Raw genomic sequence first — 14796 nt, 5'->3', positions numbered from 1 at the left:
CTTTGCGTATTTTTTGAATTCGCTGACTGTATTTACCGATAGGGCAGACGTGTCCGATTGTCAGTCACTGAAACCAGTGGCGACGACCTGTAAAAACGCGTGGCGCCCGAGAGCGTCGGGGCATAAGCGCCAGCATTCCTACGCTGACCCTGTGATGGCGTCGTAACACTGATGACGAATCAGGCTCCAGCAGGCGGTGATCAGAGTCGCATCTGCCGGGATTAAGCATGTGATCGATGCGGCCAACACTTCAAACGCAGGCCCACGTACCGGGATCAAATCTGCCGACCTGCGGGAACTTCAGGCCGGGCAGACGAATGGAGACCGTGACGGTCGGCACGACAAGATCTATCTCAAGTCGAATCTGACGGAAGCCACGTTCCTGCGGTTCACGAAGGGTGTTCAGATGACCGACGACAGGCTGTTCCTGGTCACCGGAGCGACCGGCAAAACCGGGCGCCCCACTATCGACCTGCTGCTCCGGCGTGGCCATCGCGTCCGGGCGATAGTGCACCGGGAGGACGAGCGTTCGCGTCGGCTGGACGAGGCGGGCGCCGAGGTCGTCGCCGCGGACCTGCTCGATCTGGACGCCGTCAGCGCGGCCATGGAAGGCGTCAGCGGCGCCTACCTGTGCTACCCGATCAGCCCGACCGCCATCGAGGCGACCACCATCTTCGCCCAGGCCGCCATCGACGCCGGGGTCCGGTCTCTGGTCAACATGTCGGAGCTTTCCTGCCGCCGCGACGCACGCAGTGGCGCCACCCGGCAGCACTGGCTGTGCGAACGGATGCTCGACCGGACCGGCCTGCTCGTCACGCACCTGCGGCCGGCCTTGTTCTCCGAGTGGATGACGCAGTACTGGGAGCTACGGGGAGGCGAGGGGTACATGCGGCTCCCGCTCGGCGAAGGCCGGCATGCGCCGATCGCCATGAGCGACCAGGCTCGCGTGATCGCCGAGGTGCTCGCCGATCCTGAGCCGCACGACCACGCGATCTACACCCTGCACGGCCCGGTCGAGATGAACTACCACGAGATCGCCCGCGCCATGGCCGATGAGCTCGGCATGCCCGTGCACTACGAGCCGATCAGCATCGACGAGTTCGCCGCGGCCATGACCGAGCTCGGCATGCCGCCGTACATCATTCAGCACCTGAGCCATGTCGCTCTCGACTGCCAGAACGGCGTACTCGCCGGCACCAACGACAACGTCGAGCGGATCGGTGGCCGCGCTCCGCTGACCGTCCAGGAGATCGTCGCGGCGAACAGGAAGGCCTTCGACGTCAACGGCCCCCGGGTCGTCGCCCCTCACTGACCTCGATGATTCCACGACGGCGGAGGTGATCCATGGTGCTCAACAAAGTTCCGCGAGGAGTGACAGAGACTCTCGAAAGTATTCAACCAACCAGAGGCATCGTTTTCCTGGGCGGCGCAAACTTTGTTATGCACAAGTGTGAATTATGAGGTAACTGTGCGGTGTTACGTTTGTGTATGATGTCACGCCTTCTCCGCAAGTGCCACCGCTTGGGGGTAGGCATATGCACATCTTTGATGCGTCAGAATTCGACGGCAATGACCTTGGGTGCTTTGCTCAGCTATGACGTGCGGCTGAGATCGTGTCATCCCGCCCATTTGTGTTGGGAGCTTTTGGTTACAGCGCGTGAATATATGACCACCGGGCGTCGATGATGAAAGGGAAGGCGCATTATGCTCTTCACACATCACAATCCCGAGATGGAACTCGACAAGGAGCACACGGCTCTGGTGATGGCGGATCTGCAGAATGACTTTCTGCGGGAAGACGGGAGTTACTACCCGCTGATCGCCGACAGCCTCCGGGCCCACGGCACGATCGAACACATCGAACAGCTCCTGGAATGCGCGAAGGACAACGACTTCGCGGTCGTGCACTCCCCGCACTACTACTACCCGACCGACCGTCAGTGGGTCGTCCCGCCGGGTGCGATCGGGCACTACCTGAGCACGATCGACTTCGTGGGCCGCAAGGACCCCGTTGATCTGGAGGGTTTCGAAGGGTCCGGCGCCGACTACGCGGAGGGCCTCAAGAAGTACCTCATGGACGGCAGGACCGAGAACACCTCACCGCACAAGTTCTTCTCCACGGAGTCGAACGACGTGATCAAGCAGCTGCGGCTGCGGCGGATCCAGCAGGTGATCATGGCGGGCCCGGTCGGCAACATCTGCCTGGAGAGCCACATGCGCGACATCATCGAGGCCGGTTTCGAGGTCGCGATGGTGCGGGACGCGGTCGCGGGCGGGCGTAACGACGAGGGCGACGGCTACCAGGCCGCGATGGTCAACTACCGCTTCATGGCCAATGCGGTGTGGACGACCGAGGAGACCGTCAAGCGCATGGAGATGGCGGCAGCCGCCTGAGGAGGCCTTCCCATGAGTACGGATCAGAAAGTCGTGGTCGTGACCGGCGCCTCACAGGGACTGGGTGAGGCGTTCGTCCAGGCCTACCGGGAGCGCGGCTGGCGCGCGGTCGGCAACTCGCGGTCCATCAAGCCCTGGGAGGACCGTGACTACATCGCGATCCCCGGCGACATCGGCGAACCCGCCGTGGCCAGGAAGGTCGTCGAGACCGCACTGGAGAAGTTCGGCCGGGTCGACACCCTGATCAACAACGCCGGCATCTGGCGCCCCGCGCCGATCGAGGACATCCCGGAAGAGCTCTACCGCAGGGTCATGGCGACCAACCTCGACAGCGTGTTCTTCGCCACCCAGGCCGCCGTGCCCGCCATGAAGCGGCAGGGCGGTGGTCACATCGTCCAGATCAGCACGAGCCTGGTCGAACACGCCCTGCAGGGCGTGCCCGCAGTGCTCGCCTCCATGTCCAAGGGCGCCTGCGTGGCGGCCACGCGAGGCCTGGCGATGGAACTGGCCGCCGACAACATCCGGGTCAACGCGCTCTCACTGGGCATCGCCCGGACACCGCTCCACGAACCGGACACGCTGGAGGCCAAGAAGTCCTTCGCGCCGCTCAACCGCATCGCCGAGATCTCCGACGTCGTGCGGGCCCTGATGTACCTGGAGGACGCGAACTTCGTGACGGGCGAGATCTCGTATGTGGACGGCGGCCGCACCGCCGGTCACTAAGGAGCATGCCACGTGAAAGCTTTGCAGCTCCGCGCCCACGGTGATCCGTCTGAGGTCGTCGAGCTCGTCGACGTGCCCGATGTCGGCGCACCCGGACCCGACGAGGTGGTCATCGACGTCGAGGCGTCGCCGATCGAACCCACCGATCTCTACATCATCGCAGGCGGTTACGGGGTGCTGCCGCCGTTGCCCCATGTGCTCGGTGCCCAAGGCGTCGGCCGCGTCTCGGCTGTTGGCGGGGCGGTGAAGTATCTGGAGGAAGGCGATCGCACCCTCGTCCCGCCGCTGAGCAACGCGTGGGCGCAGCAGGTCAAGATGGACGCCTCGTGGCTGCGGCCATTGCCCGAGGGTGACGTCGCCCAGTTGTCGATGCTGGGGATCAATCCGCCGACCGCCTTCCTGCTGCTGACGGAGTTCGTGCCGCTCAAGCCCGGTGACTGGGTGATCCAGAACGGTGCGAACTCGAGCGTCGGCCGGTCGGTGATCGCGATCGCGAAGGCACGCGGCATCAAGACGGTCAACGTCGTACGGCGACCTGAGCTGATCGACCAGCTCACCGAGCTCGGCGGCGACGTCGTCCTGGCCGACGGCCCCGATCTTCCAGAGCGCGTCGCGGCGGCGACGGGCAGAACGGAGATCGCCCTGGCCCTGGACGGTGTCGGCGGCTCGTCAACCCAGCGACTGCTCGACTCCCTGCCCCGGTACGGCATCCTCGTGGTCTACGCGGGCATGAGCGGAGAGCCCGCCACCGTGTCCAGCCCGGACCTGGTCTTCACCGGCCAGTCGATCCGCGGGTTCTGGATCGTCAACTGGTTCGGAGCGCAGACCGACGCCGACAGGGTCGCCGCGCTCTACCAGGAGGTGGCCCCCTTCGTCGCGTCCGGCGCCATCTCATTTCCCGTCGCCGGACGTTACGGCCTGGAGCAGTACCCCGAAGCGCTCGCCGCCGCCGGGAAGTACCACGGCAAGGCGATCTTCGAACCGAATCGATCGTAGCGAGCCTGCCGGCAGCGCCGCGCTGGGCGGCCCCGCCAGACACTCTCGCTGAGATGCGACCATCCGAAGGAAGCGACGCATGACCATCCAGACCAAGAAGGCACTCGCCCTGCGAGCCCTTAACGAGAGCGGAATCTACGTCCTGCCGAACGCCTGGGACGCCGGAAGCGCGGTCCTCATCGAGAGGGCGGGAGCCGACATCGTCGCCACCACCAGCGCGGGAGTGTCCTGGGGACTGGGCCACCCCGACGGAGAGCAACTGACCCGCGAGGAGAACATCGAGGCCATCCGGCGCATCGCCGAAGCCGTCCAGGTCCCGGTCTCGGCCGACGTCGAGGCTGGCTACGGCCTGTCGGATGACGAGGTGGCGCACACCGTCACCGACGTCGTCGCGGCCGGAGCGGTCGGAATCAACCTGGAGGACAGCAACGCCGCCACCGGGCAACTGTTCCCCATCGCCGAACAGGCCGAGAGAATCCGTGCCGCACGTACCGCCGCCACCAAGGCAGGACTTCCGGAACTGGTGATCAACGCCCGCACCGACGTTTTCCTGTTCCAGATCGGCGCACCCGAGGGCCGCTTCGACGACGTCCTGGAGCGAGCCGCCGCCTACGCCGAGGCGGGCGCGGACGTTCTGTTCGTCCCAGGCCTCAGCGACCTGGCGGTGATCAAGAAGCTCACGGCCGCTTCGCCGCTACCGGTGAACATCATGGTCGGCCCCGGATCACCGAGCGTCGAGGAGCTCCAAGCGGCGGGGGTGCGCCGCGTCAGCCTCGGATCCGCGATCTCCCAGGCCGCCTACGCCCTCGCCCTGCGCAGCGCGAGGGAAGTGCTCACCAAGGGCACTTACGAAGAGCTGAGCACCGCTGAGTCATTCGCTGACATCAACGGCGTTCCCGGCTCGCTGAGACCTTGGCGGGCTTCCAGCGAAGAACTCCTAGCGTGCGGACAGGGCGACGCCGCCACTACGGCATGCCGCTCGGAGATCACCACGGAGGCAGTAGGTAGAGCGGCACACCTACCGACTGTTGATCCAAACCGGCTGCTCGCAGCGCCGGGTGACGCTTCTGATGCCGGTGCACACTTGACTACGTCGATCTGGCTGAAGAGAGTGGTCTTCTCGCTGCAGCCCCACTCGGCGCCGTTGGCGTCGGCGACGGTGTGGATGCCGAGGATCGAAGTGGCGTACTCGGCCCCGACGTACAGGTTGTCGGCCTTGTTGTCGCAACACCACGATGTGCCAGCGGTCCTCAGAGACACGAATGCTCCCGGCGCCGGTCGAGTGGCCCCACCCCGGGCCGGGATCAGCAGGCACCGTGGACGCGGCGACCGTCGCGGTCAGGACAGCCGAGAGGGTGAACACACGAAGGAGCACAACGATCCGTTCCAGGAGAGGCCACCAAAACGGCTGTCGTCCTGAACGACGTGCCCCCTGGGGTTCGCGCATTGACGAAGGCTTGACCTTGAGGCGACCGGGTTAAGGGGAAGCAGAGGGCTGGCTGGCTCAGTTCTGGCGGGTGCCCTGTGGCCGTCACATGGGACCAACTTGACGGCGGCCCCGCCTAGCGATCTTCGCCCGGCATGTGGACATACCAATGAGCAATCGGCGAGCAACCACGGTCGATCTCGCCTCGCGGCCGAGGTCCCAAACCGGGGCATAGCCACCGGTCAAATCGGGTCATAAGTGGTGGGACGCCAGGGATTCAAGCCCTGAACCTACGGACTAAAAGTCGATGTTATTAGTGTCGCCGAATTCTGGATGCCATCTATTTCTATTAGATCGCCCGGATTTGTTGCTGTCAAAGTACCCGCTGGTGATGCGCAATGCCGCTCCGGAGGCTGCTTCCGCATATCTTTCATGGTCTGGCTATACGGCGTCCACGGATTGGTGTGCCTGCCGATTATTCCATCCGTCCAGGTGCAGGCAGGCTTCGATTCCTGACGAGGAGTAGTGCGCGCCTTCCTCCGCCGCTTCACCGCCCTGACCGGGCAGCCGCCGCTGACGTACCTGACCTGGTGGCGCCTGACCAGCGTGGCAGGTCTCCTGCGCTCCTCCGACGCCTGCTCGGCGAGGTGGCCGCCCGCGTGGGTTACGACTCCGAGTTCACGTTCGCCCACGGCTTCAAGCGCGCATACGGCCCCACCTCCGGCCGCAACCGTCGAGGCTGACCAAGCTCAGGGCGGGCCGCCGCCAAAGCCGATCTTGTTGCCGTCGGGGTCGCGGTAGGTCATCTTGCGAACGCCGATATCACAGGTCTAGCGCTTGGCGGGTTCTAGCCCGCGCAGGGTGATCCCCTCGATCATCGTGTCGAGGTCATGAGTGAAGATCGCGGTCATCGAGTGCCCGGCATGCGCGGGCAGCAGTTCGATGTGGACGTCACGGTGCTCGGCCAGCTCCCACACCGCCTCGCGGTCGTTGGGAAGAAGACGGCTCTACGCCGAGCGGATTCTCATACCCGTCGAGGGCCGCCTGGAGCTCGGACGCGGCGATAGGAACGCGATGCGCGACACGTGATCTGTTGCGCTACGTGCAGTCACGAAGCACGGGTGACGGTGAAGTCTCCGCAGTAGCGATGGAGGACCTTCCCCTTGAGCTCGACCGGCCGTCTCTGTCCTGCGGCGATGTCGGCGCCTAGGCCGATCATCACGAAGCTGTCCGGTTGTTTGATCCAGCGGCCCGGCCACAGGCGCAGGCGGCCGTTGGTGACCTGACCGTGGACCGTGTATGACCCTTCGGGGATGTCGGGCTGGGTCTTGGTCGGACCCAGATCGAGCCGGGCCGAGATGAAACCGTCCTCGCGTGTCGGCGAGACGGTGAGCTGTAGGGACGTCTCACCCTGAAGGCAGTGATAGCTCCCCTTCCAGACACCAGCGAGATTCACATCATCGCCCGGTGGACGCGGTGCCGGAGGGCGGTCCGCCGAGCACGGTCGGCGGAAGGGGATGTTCGGATCGACGAAACGGCGCCATACGCCCTCCGTCATCGACCCCGCGGAAAGCGCACAGATCCGGTCGATGACCGCGCCGACGTCCATCGACCAGAGAAGTACGGTGTTGTCTTCGCCGGCGCTGGCCAGCAACTGACCGTCGCGGCTGAAGGTGACGCTGCGAACGCTGGCGCTGTGACCGACGAGGGGTTGCCCGATGGTGAACGGATGCGTCGGATCGGACACGTCCCATATTTGGATGGTGTGGTCGTCGCTGCCACTTGCCAGGGTTCTGCCGTCGGGGCTGAACGCGACCATATTCACGGCGTCGACGTGAGTGCTCTCGAGTCTCGCCAACGGCTTCAGCCACTCAGGGCCGACGGCCGACCAGAGCTGGATGTCTTCGTTGGTGCTGACACTCGCCAGGATGCGGCCATCAGGTGAGAACGCCAAAGACGACTGCCGGTAGCCCCTGGTGCCATCGGCGAGGCGGCGGGGCGATGAGGGGTCGGAGACGTCCCAGAGGACGACGTCTCCATTGCCGTGGCCGATGGCCATGACATCACCCGAGGGGCTGTAGAGGGCTGTGAGCGCCGGATACTCATGGTCGTCGGTGCGGCCGATGAGCCGGGCGTTCTCCGGATCGGTCACGTCCCAGAAACGGACCTCCCCTTCGACGGCGGCGGACCATATTCCGCCCTTCGGACTGAACTGCGGAGCGAAGACCGCATCTCCGATGAGGAGGCGCTCCCCGACCGGGACTGGGTCTGAAACATCCGATACATCCCACAACTGCACACTTTCCAGGTCGAACAATGTGGAGAGCAGTCTTCCGTCAGGGCTCCATGCGGATTCCACGGAGAAGAGCCCCTCGCTGGCATGAACGGGTACCCCGGCGAAACGTGGTTCGGCCGGATCGGCTATGTCCCAGAACCGCACGGAACGGTCCGTGCTCGTCGTGGCGAGCTTCGTCCCGGTCTTGTCGAAGACGGCGGCGGTCACACTGGATGAGTGACCGAGGAGTTGTGACCGCGGCAGGCTCCACAGCCGGACGACTCTGTCGGCTCCCGCGGACACGAGATGCTGACCGTCTGGGCTGAACCTGACCATGGAGACGTCGTTGGCGTGCCCGGTCAAAGGCGGACCGACCTGAGTCGGCTGGTTGATGTCCGCCATATCCCAGATCCGGATGGTCTGATCATCGCTTGCGGTCGCCATATATGCGCCGTCAGGGCTGAATGCCATGTTGAAGGCGTTGGTGTGGCCGGTGAAGGTGAAACCGACCACGTCAGAGTCGTCGTCACCGCGAAGGTCGCTGAACTGCACCGTTCCGGTTGTGCCGCGAAATGCGAGATACCTTCCGTCGGGGGTGAATTCGGCGTTGTTGACGGTCGTGCTGCTGAAGGTTCGCTTTGCACGCCGGTACTCGGAGATATCCCATACCTCGATCCCACCGAAGTCCCCGGAAAGAATCATCAACCGGCCGTCGGGGCTGATATGGATCCCGTCGACTGCGGTGGTGAGGTCGGTATCAAGCGTGACGTCCTGCTTTATCGGACGACGAGGGTCGGAGATGTCCCAGACCGCGAGGGTGTCACCTATGCCCGTGCCCCACATGAACTTGCCGTCCGGACTTAACGCGACATCGGCGTCGTCCTCCGGTTGTCCCTCGTTGTCGGTCTGACTGAGCAGCAGGGGGTTCGACGGATCCCGCACGTCCCACAGCCGGTACACACGCTGCCAGTCGGCGGTGGCCATGAGCTGTCCGTCACTGCTGAAAACCACGGAATTGAGCGCGTCCTGCCCGCGGATGATCGGAGGGCCATGAGGCACGGGGTGTTCCGGGTCGGAGAGATCCCAGAGACGGAAGGATTTGTCCCAACTGGCGCTTGCGACTGTCCGGCCGTCTGGGGTGTAGGCCACGGCGCTGACCGCGTCCGTATGTCCCGTCAGGGGAATGGACAGCCCTGACTGCTGGGTGGCGAGCAGTCGCTGAGTGGTTTCCCGACTGGGGCGCAGCCGGTGTGCCACCAGAGCTAGTTGAGCTGAGAGTGACAGATCCGATGAACGTAGCCGATCAGCCTCGGTCGTCACCCGGTTGTACACCGCGAGGTCACGCTCGTTCAGGGCCTCAGCCCTCAACTGGAAGGCGAACACTGCGGCAGCGCTGGCGATGAGACCGAGAGCGGTGAGAACCGCGATGGTAGCCTGGCGCCGCCGCGCGGTCCTGCGGTGCAGCCGATTGGAGGCGTCGAGGAAGTCGGCGATGGGCCGCTGGATCGGATTGACCGCCCGCCGCGCCCATTCACGGGCCTGATCAAGCCGGGTTCCTCGATAGAGGGAATCCTGGTCCCCGCGCTCCCTCCACGAGACGGCGGCTTCCCGGAGCGCCTGCTCGATCAGTTGATCATCTCGATGCGCGGAGAGCCACGTGCGCAGTCTGGGCCAGCTGCGCAGCAGTTCGTCGTGGGTGATCGTGATGGTGTCGCGATCTGCGGTGAGGAGCCGGGCGCGGGTGAAGGTGTTCACGATCTCATCGGCCGCGTCGTGATCATGGCTGGAGTCGACCAGTTCCGATCGCGGCAGAGCGCGCCGGGCATCCGGTGTGTCGGCTTCACCGAACTTGACGAGTCGGGCCAGCAGCCCCGGAGCCATCGCCCTGGCTCGTTCGGTCATGCCGGCGAGCGTGTTGTCGGCCGTCGTCGCAATGGCGCCGCTGATCCCGCCCGTGGTCAGGTAGCCGGAAACCGTGAGAGTACGTCCGTTCCGCTGCTGCCAGCTGGCTCTCAGGGCATGAGCCAGCAAGGGAAGGCGCCCGATCTCATAGTTGCCGTCCTGATCGGCGCCCAGATCGCGGAGAAGAAGTTCTACGAGGCCGTAGTCGACGACCATTCCCACCTGTCGGGCCGGATTGAGAATGGTCTGCCGGAGTTCGTCGACCGTCATGCCCTTCAGAAGAAGGGGTTGATCCTGAACGGCCCTGAAAAGAAGCGGCCATCGAAGGCAGGCGCCGTAGAAATCGGCACGCAGGCCGATCACGACCCAGCCGATCCGCTCGCCGAACTCCTCTAGGAGCATCAAGAACCGGTGCCGTTCCGAATCGTCGGCACACAAGGTGAAGAATTCCTCGAACTGGTCGACCACCAGGACCGCGGGCAGGTCGACAAGATGATGCTTCAGAACATCTACGCAGTCGGCTTCCGCGATCGGACCGGTGACCAGTGCGGCGATCCGTTCCTTGAGCGCGTTCACGGGATGCGTGCCGGGCGTCATCAGAAGTTGCGGCCAGGACCTCGACCCGGGCAATGTGGAATCACGGAGCTTGGGCAGGAGGCCCGCGCCCAAAAGCGACGACTTCCCCGCTCCTGACGGCGCGATGATCATTTGAATGCCGCGATCCCGGCGGTCGAGCAACTCCATCAGCATGGAGAGCACCGCCCCCCGCCCGTGAAACCATGCGGCGTGCTCCGGACCGAACGCGGCCAGGCCAGGGTAGGGGCAGACGTCGACAACCTGGCCGGGGATTGTGCTGCGAAGCACGCGGGTTCCGTCTTCGAAATATAAGTGCTGGTCCCCGCCGACCTGATTGATCTGCGCGGAATCCGTGGCATGAGCTTCGAAGAACACCGCCGGTTCTTCTTCTCGTTCGTTCATCAAGGTTATGGTAGATCGCTTTGCGTAGATATAGAAGTCACGACCTTTTGTCACATCAACATTTTTCGGATGCGTGAATCACATAAAAAATCATGGCCGTTTCTTGCATCCTGAAGTGGAGGGGAGTTCGTGAGCGAAGATATACAGGTGGGCCGTATCGCGATCTTGTGGGTAGCTGCGTCACTGTGTGCGGTGCTGGCAGCGATCCTGGGAATTCTGGTCATCGGACTGGAGGCTGCGGACGAACTCGCGAGCGTATTGGGGTTGGCCGTTGCGCTTTCCGGCCTAGCCCTGACCATGCGTAATGTCATCAAAATCCGCTCTCGCGAAGGAGAACCGATCGTGAATGAACTGACCGGTGCGGAAGCCGCCGCGTTGGTCGATGCCATGGCAGGCGACAACTGGTGGACGGCCAGGGCGGCTCTCCTGTCCGTGTGGGCGGAGGTCCTCCCTGAACGCCAGTCGGCCGTTGAATCCGCCCTGGACGATACGCGCCGGGAACTGGCGGCGCCGCCTCCTTCCGGCGGACCCGGACTTCGCGAGGAACTCGTCACGGAGTGGCAGGCCAGGCTCCGGCGGTATTCACACACTGAGCCGGCGTTTCCAGCCGCTCTGCAGGACGTCATCGCACGGAAGATCCTGCCTCTGTTGCCGCAGCCTCCGGCCGCGAGAGCGGATGTGCAGATGAACGCCATCGCCTTCGACCAAGCCCGGATCAACCAGTCCGGGGGCGACATGCACATCAACGAACGCGGGACATGAGGCTGACCGCCCCAAACGGATGCCCGGCTCAGGTGGATTCCGGACCGGCCACGCGATCAGGGAGCTACGGTGCCGAGACCTTTAGAGGATGCTCACCGCGTCGGTGCCCGGCATGACGACGAGCTTGCAGGTCAGGGTGTACGACCCGCGCGCTGACACGTCGACGTTGAACCGGCTCATCACTGGAACAGCCGGTCATCTCCTCGACACCCATCTGATGATCAGGGCGCCGACCTGACGCTTCACGTCGTCAGCCAGGCCAGGACCGCGTGCACGCGCCGGTTGTCGGTAGAAGTGTCGGGCAGGTCGAGTTTGGTGAAGATGTGCCGCACATGCGAGCCGACCGTATTGAGGGAGATCACCAGGCGTTCGGCGATGCCTCGGTCGGACAGCCCTTCGGCCATCAGCGCCAGCACTTGACACTCACGTTCGCTCAGCGCCGCGAGCGGGCCACGACGCGATCGCATCAGTGACCGCACCAGTTCCGTATCGACGACCGTCTCGCCGCAGCCGACCCTCTCGATCGCCTCCTGCAGCGCCTCGGCGGCGGTGATGCGGTCCTTCAGCAGGTAGCCGACCCGGGCGGGGACGTGTTCGAGCAGCCAGACCGCATACGAGGCGACGACGTACTGGGAGAGCACCAAGGTGCCGACCTCCGGATGCCGGGCCCGGATCGCGGCGGCCGCTCGCAGTCCCTCGTCGGTGTGGGTGGGTGGCATCTTGATGTCGATCAGCACGACCTCCGGCGCGTACCTGGCCACGTCGGCGAGCAGCCGGTCGGCCCGGTCGGCGCGGAAGACGACCTGATGCCCGAGGCCGGACAGCAGCCGGGCCAGACCTTCGCGGACGATCAGGGAGTCGTCGGCCAGCGCTACCCGCACGGCAGCTCCACTCCTACCCGGGTGCCCTGGCCGGGCGGGCTGTCGACGGTGAACGTGCCGTCCAGCGCGGCCACCCGGTCGGCCAGCCCCCGCAGACCGGTCCCCGCCAGGGAGGCGCCGCCGCTCCCGTCGTCCGCGACGGTGAGCAGCAACCGGCCGGGCTCCCGGCGTACCGTGACGCTGATGCCGGTGGCGCCGGCGTGCTTGACGGCGTTGGCGACGGCCTCGCTGGCGCAGAAGTAGGCGGTGACCTCGACCGGAGCGGGGAGCCGGCCGGCGTCGTCGCCGATCACCGTGAGGGGCACCGGGCAGCGCAGAGCCAACACGGCCAGGGCGGGCCGCAGCCCGTGGTCGGTGAGCACCGCCGGGTGGATGCCGGCGGCGAGTTCTCGTAGTTCCCGCAGCGCGCCCGCCAGGTCCCGCTCGGTCTCGGTCAGCAGGGCCGTCCCGGGGCCGTCGGGGCCGATCTCGCGGCGCAGCAGCTGAAGGGCCAGGCCGATGGCCAGCAGTCGTTGCTGCGCCCCGTCGTGCAGGTCGCGTTCCAGCCGCCGCCGGGCCTCGTCACCCGCGGTGACGATCTGGAATCGGGCGGCGCGCACCTGAGCGGTGAGCCGCGCGTTGTCGAGCGCGAGCCAGGCCGCCGTGACCGCCGCGTCGAGCAGGCCCCGGTCATCGAGCAGCGCGGGATCGTGATCGAGGACCGCGATCGGCGGGTCCCCGACGGGGGTCAGCGTGCGGTCGGCGGCGTCGGGCCGATAGGGCGTGCCGGACACGTCCACCAGCCCGTTCTCCGAGGGGAACGCCACCCGCAGGCTCGGGTCGCGCAAGGTCGTGGCCAGGCCCGCCTCCACCGTGTCGGGGGTGGAGTGGCGCAGCCGTCCGACTAGATCGCCCACCGACGCGAACGCCAGTCGCTCCCGTAACAGGCCGGTCAGGAATCCCGCAGGCAGCGCGACGACGCCTGCCCAGCCCATGACCGCGTTCACCCACAATCCGGCCCGGATGGTGCCGGCGACGGACCCGGGCGAGTCGGAGTACAACTTCGCCTGAATGGCGAACAGGGCTGCGAACATCACCACGCTGAAGCAGGCCGCGCCCAATGCGAACCCCAGCACCCGGCGCTGACGTGGGGTCGAGCATGCCATCCTGCGGACCAGCAACATCAGGGCGAGCGCCGCCAGCGCGATCCAGACGCCCGCCAGGCCCGACCTGACCGAGGAGTAGAGCACGGGATCCGCCACCATCTGAAAGGGGGTCGTGCACCGGCCGTCACAGACGCCCGGCACGTGTGTCCTGGTCACCAGGACGAGCGCAGCTCCCACGACGGCGACCGCGAAGCCGGCGGCGACCAGGATCCGCTCGGCCCGGCCCGGCAGGCGCCCGGTCGGGAAGGCGAGGATGAGGTGCCCGGCGACCGGGAACTGGAACCAGAAGGCCACCCCGCCGATCACGACGATCGCCTCGGCACCCGTCAGGTCAGGCGGCAGCCGAAGGCTGATCAGGTTGGACACCAGGATGACCGTGCCCAGCGCGACCATCCACGGGCCGGTCCGGCTACGCGACCGCCACTTCCAGGCGGCCAGACCCGCGACGACGAAACAGCAGCCCACGGCCGCCTCGGAGATCATCGAGGGAACGGGCGCCGTGCCGTATGCCAGGCCGAGCCACAAGCCCGCCCCGGCGAGGCCGGCGGCGAGAGCGCCGCAGGCTACCAGCGGGGGCATGCTCGGAACGGGTGAGCCGTCGGCCACCCTCCCATGATGGCAGCCGAATCACGATTTTCCGTGATGTGGCCGACCGGCACCGGAGCGCACGCTGAATCGCGGCACGACCCCCGTCCAAGGAGTTCAGATGAAGACCGCGATCCGCAAGCTGGCCACTTTCGCGCTGGCCCTCTCCACAGTGGCGCCTTTCTCCGGCCCCGCCTCAGCCGACGTCCCGGCCGCCCGGACTCGGGTGGCCCTGCTCGCCGAAGCGCCGGGCGAGCGGCACAACGTGATCCTCTACAACTACCGCAGCGCCCGGTGTGTCAACGGGCCGGGCACCGACGGCGGCAACGTCCTGCTGCTCAGGTGCAACTCGGGCTGGGGACACGACCGCTGGGAGCTCATCAAGGTGAAGGACGCCGCGGGCCGTGACGTGCCGCGCCAGTACTTCGTGATCAACTCGGCCACCAAGGCCTGTTTGGAGGTGGGCGGCTGGTCCACGGCCGACGGCGCGACCGGCATGACCTTCGGCTGCCACAAGGGCACGAACCAGATCTGGCAGCTCAGCCTTTGGAACGACGGCTACTACGAGTTCCGCAACCTGGCGACGGGAAAGTGTCTCGACGCCCGGTTCGTCGAAGAGTGGACCGACGTCTACTCCTGGCGCTGCCACGGCGGCGGCGAGCAGCGGTGGTGGATCGGGGTCTGATGCGCGGCGGCCGGTCCTCCCGGGACCGGCCGTCCTTCCGGCGT

The 14796-nt window shown here is 65.8% G+C and carries 12 protein-coding genes; 8 read left to right on the top strand and 4 right to left on the bottom strand.

Translation table 11 applies throughout. The features are described 5' to 3' along the window. Window positions 1-406: 406 nt before the first annotated feature. From ACYQ78_RS37195 to ACYQ78_RS37170, 6 genes are all read left to right on the top strand, one after another. On the top strand, window positions 407-1312 hold the full coding sequence (locus ACYQ78_RS37195; RefSeq protein WP_459805687.1) for an NmrA family NAD(P)-binding protein: 906 nt from the start codon (window positions 407-409) through the stop codon (window positions 1310-1312). 419 nt (window positions 1313-1731) lie between these two features. Continuing rightward, the gene (locus tag ACYQ78_RS37190) at window positions 1732-2394 is read left to right on the top strand and encodes an isochorismatase family protein (protein WP_459805686.1); all 663 of its coding nucleotides are present in this window, start codon (window positions 1732-1734) and stop codon (window positions 2392-2394) included. A gap of 12 nt (window positions 2395-2406) precedes the next feature. Next, a complete protein-coding gene (locus tag ACYQ78_RS37185) occupies window positions 2407-3117 on the top strand; it encodes an SDR family NAD(P)-dependent oxidoreductase (RefSeq protein WP_459805685.1) in 711 nt (236 codons plus the stop codon). A 12-nt stretch (window positions 3118-3129) separates the two neighbouring features. Then, the gene (locus ACYQ78_RS37180) at window positions 3130-4113 is read left to right on the top strand and encodes a zinc-dependent alcohol dehydrogenase family protein (RefSeq protein ID WP_459805684.1); all 984 of its coding nucleotides are present in this window, start codon (window positions 3130-3132) and stop codon (window positions 4111-4113) included. 79 nt (window positions 4114-4192) lie between these two features. Next, complete coding sequence (locus tag ACYQ78_RS37175) at window positions 4193-5533, top strand: isocitrate lyase/PEP mutase family protein (RefSeq protein WP_459805683.1); 1341 nt, start codon at window positions 4193-4195, stop codon at window positions 5531-5533. Window positions 5534-6129: 596 nt separating this feature from the next. Beyond that, complete coding sequence (locus ACYQ78_RS37170) at window positions 6130-6282, top strand: hypothetical protein (RefSeq protein WP_459805682.1); 153 nt, start codon at window positions 6130-6132, stop codon at window positions 6280-6282. A gap of 87 nt (window positions 6283-6369) precedes the next feature. Here the strand turns inward: ACYQ78_RS37170 and ACYQ78_RS37165 are convergent, their stop codons facing one another. Beyond that, window positions 6370-6516 carry a hypothetical protein gene (locus ACYQ78_RS37165; RefSeq protein ID WP_459805681.1) on the bottom strand — a complete coding sequence of 49 codons (147 nt, stop codon included), beginning with the start codon at window positions 6514-6516 and terminating at the stop codon, window positions 6370-6372. A 131-nt stretch (window positions 6517-6647) separates the two neighbouring features. Then, entirely contained in the window at window positions 6648-10694 is a 4047-nt protein-coding gene (locus ACYQ78_RS37160; protein ID WP_459805680.1) for a WD40 repeat domain-containing protein, read from the bottom strand. Window positions 10695-10823: 129 nt separating this feature from the next. Between ACYQ78_RS37160 and ACYQ78_RS37155 the strand changes: the two genes are divergently transcribed. Beyond that, the gene (locus tag ACYQ78_RS37155; RefSeq protein WP_459805679.1) at window positions 10824-11456 is read left to right on the top strand and encodes a hypothetical protein; all 633 of its coding nucleotides are present in this window, start codon (window positions 10824-10826) and stop codon (window positions 11454-11456) included. 242 nt (window positions 11457-11698) lie between these two features. Here ACYQ78_RS37155 and ACYQ78_RS37150 read toward each other — a convergent pair whose 3' ends face one another. Both ACYQ78_RS37150 and ACYQ78_RS37145 read right to left on the bottom strand, forming a co-directional pair. Continuing rightward, a complete protein-coding gene (locus ACYQ78_RS37150) occupies window positions 11699-12337 on the bottom strand; it encodes a response regulator transcription factor (RefSeq protein ID WP_459805678.1) in 639 nt (212 codons plus the stop codon). Continuing rightward, a complete protein-coding gene (locus ACYQ78_RS37145) occupies window positions 12328-14061 on the bottom strand; it encodes a sensor histidine kinase (protein WP_459805677.1) in 1734 nt (577 codons plus the stop codon). The genes ACYQ78_RS37150 and ACYQ78_RS37145 overlap by 10 nt, the downstream gene beginning before the upstream one ends. Before the next feature lie 127 nt (window positions 14062-14188). Here ACYQ78_RS37145 and ACYQ78_RS37140 point away from each other — a divergent pair, with 127 nt between their 5' ends. Further along, window positions 14189-14752: a ricin-type beta-trefoil lectin domain protein gene (locus ACYQ78_RS37140; protein ID WP_459805676.1), complete on the top strand. Its 564-nt coding sequence runs from the start codon at window positions 14189-14191 to the stop codon at window positions 14750-14752. Window positions 14753-14796 lie beyond the last annotated feature (44 nt).

The sequence above is a fragment of the Herbidospora sp. RD11066 genome (genome assembly GCF_054661255.1).
This window is presented reverse-complemented; position numbering and strand designations above follow the sequence as displayed.

Bases quoted from the DNA above. Each gene is read 5' to 3' on its own strand.
- ACYQ78_RS37195 (WP_459805687.1), top strand. From the start codon at position 407: ATGACCGACGACAGGCTGTTCCTGGTCACCGGAGCGACCGGCAAAACC.
- ACYQ78_RS37190 (WP_459805686.1), top strand. From the start codon at position 1,732: ATGGAACTCGACAAGGAGCACACGGCTCTGGTGATGGCGGATCTGCAG.
- ACYQ78_RS37185 (WP_459805685.1), top strand. From the start codon at position 2,407: ATGAGTACGGATCAGAAAGTCGTGGTCGTGACCGGCGCCTCACAGGGA.
- ACYQ78_RS37175 (WP_459805683.1), top strand. From the start codon at position 4,193: ATGACCATCCAGACCAAGAAGGCACTCGCCCTGCGAGCCCTTAACGAG.
- ACYQ78_RS37160 (WP_459805680.1), bottom strand. From the start codon at position 10,694: ATGAACGAACGAGAAGAAGAACCGGCGGTGTTCTTCGAAGCTCATGCC.
- ACYQ78_RS37145 (WP_459805677.1), bottom strand. From the start codon at position 14,061: ATGCCCCCGCTGGTAGCCTGCGGCGCTCTCGCCGCCGGCCTCGCCGGG.
- ACYQ78_RS37140 (WP_459805676.1), top strand. From the start codon at position 14,189: ATGAAGACCGCGATCCGCAAGCTGGCCACTTTCGCGCTGGCCCTCTCC.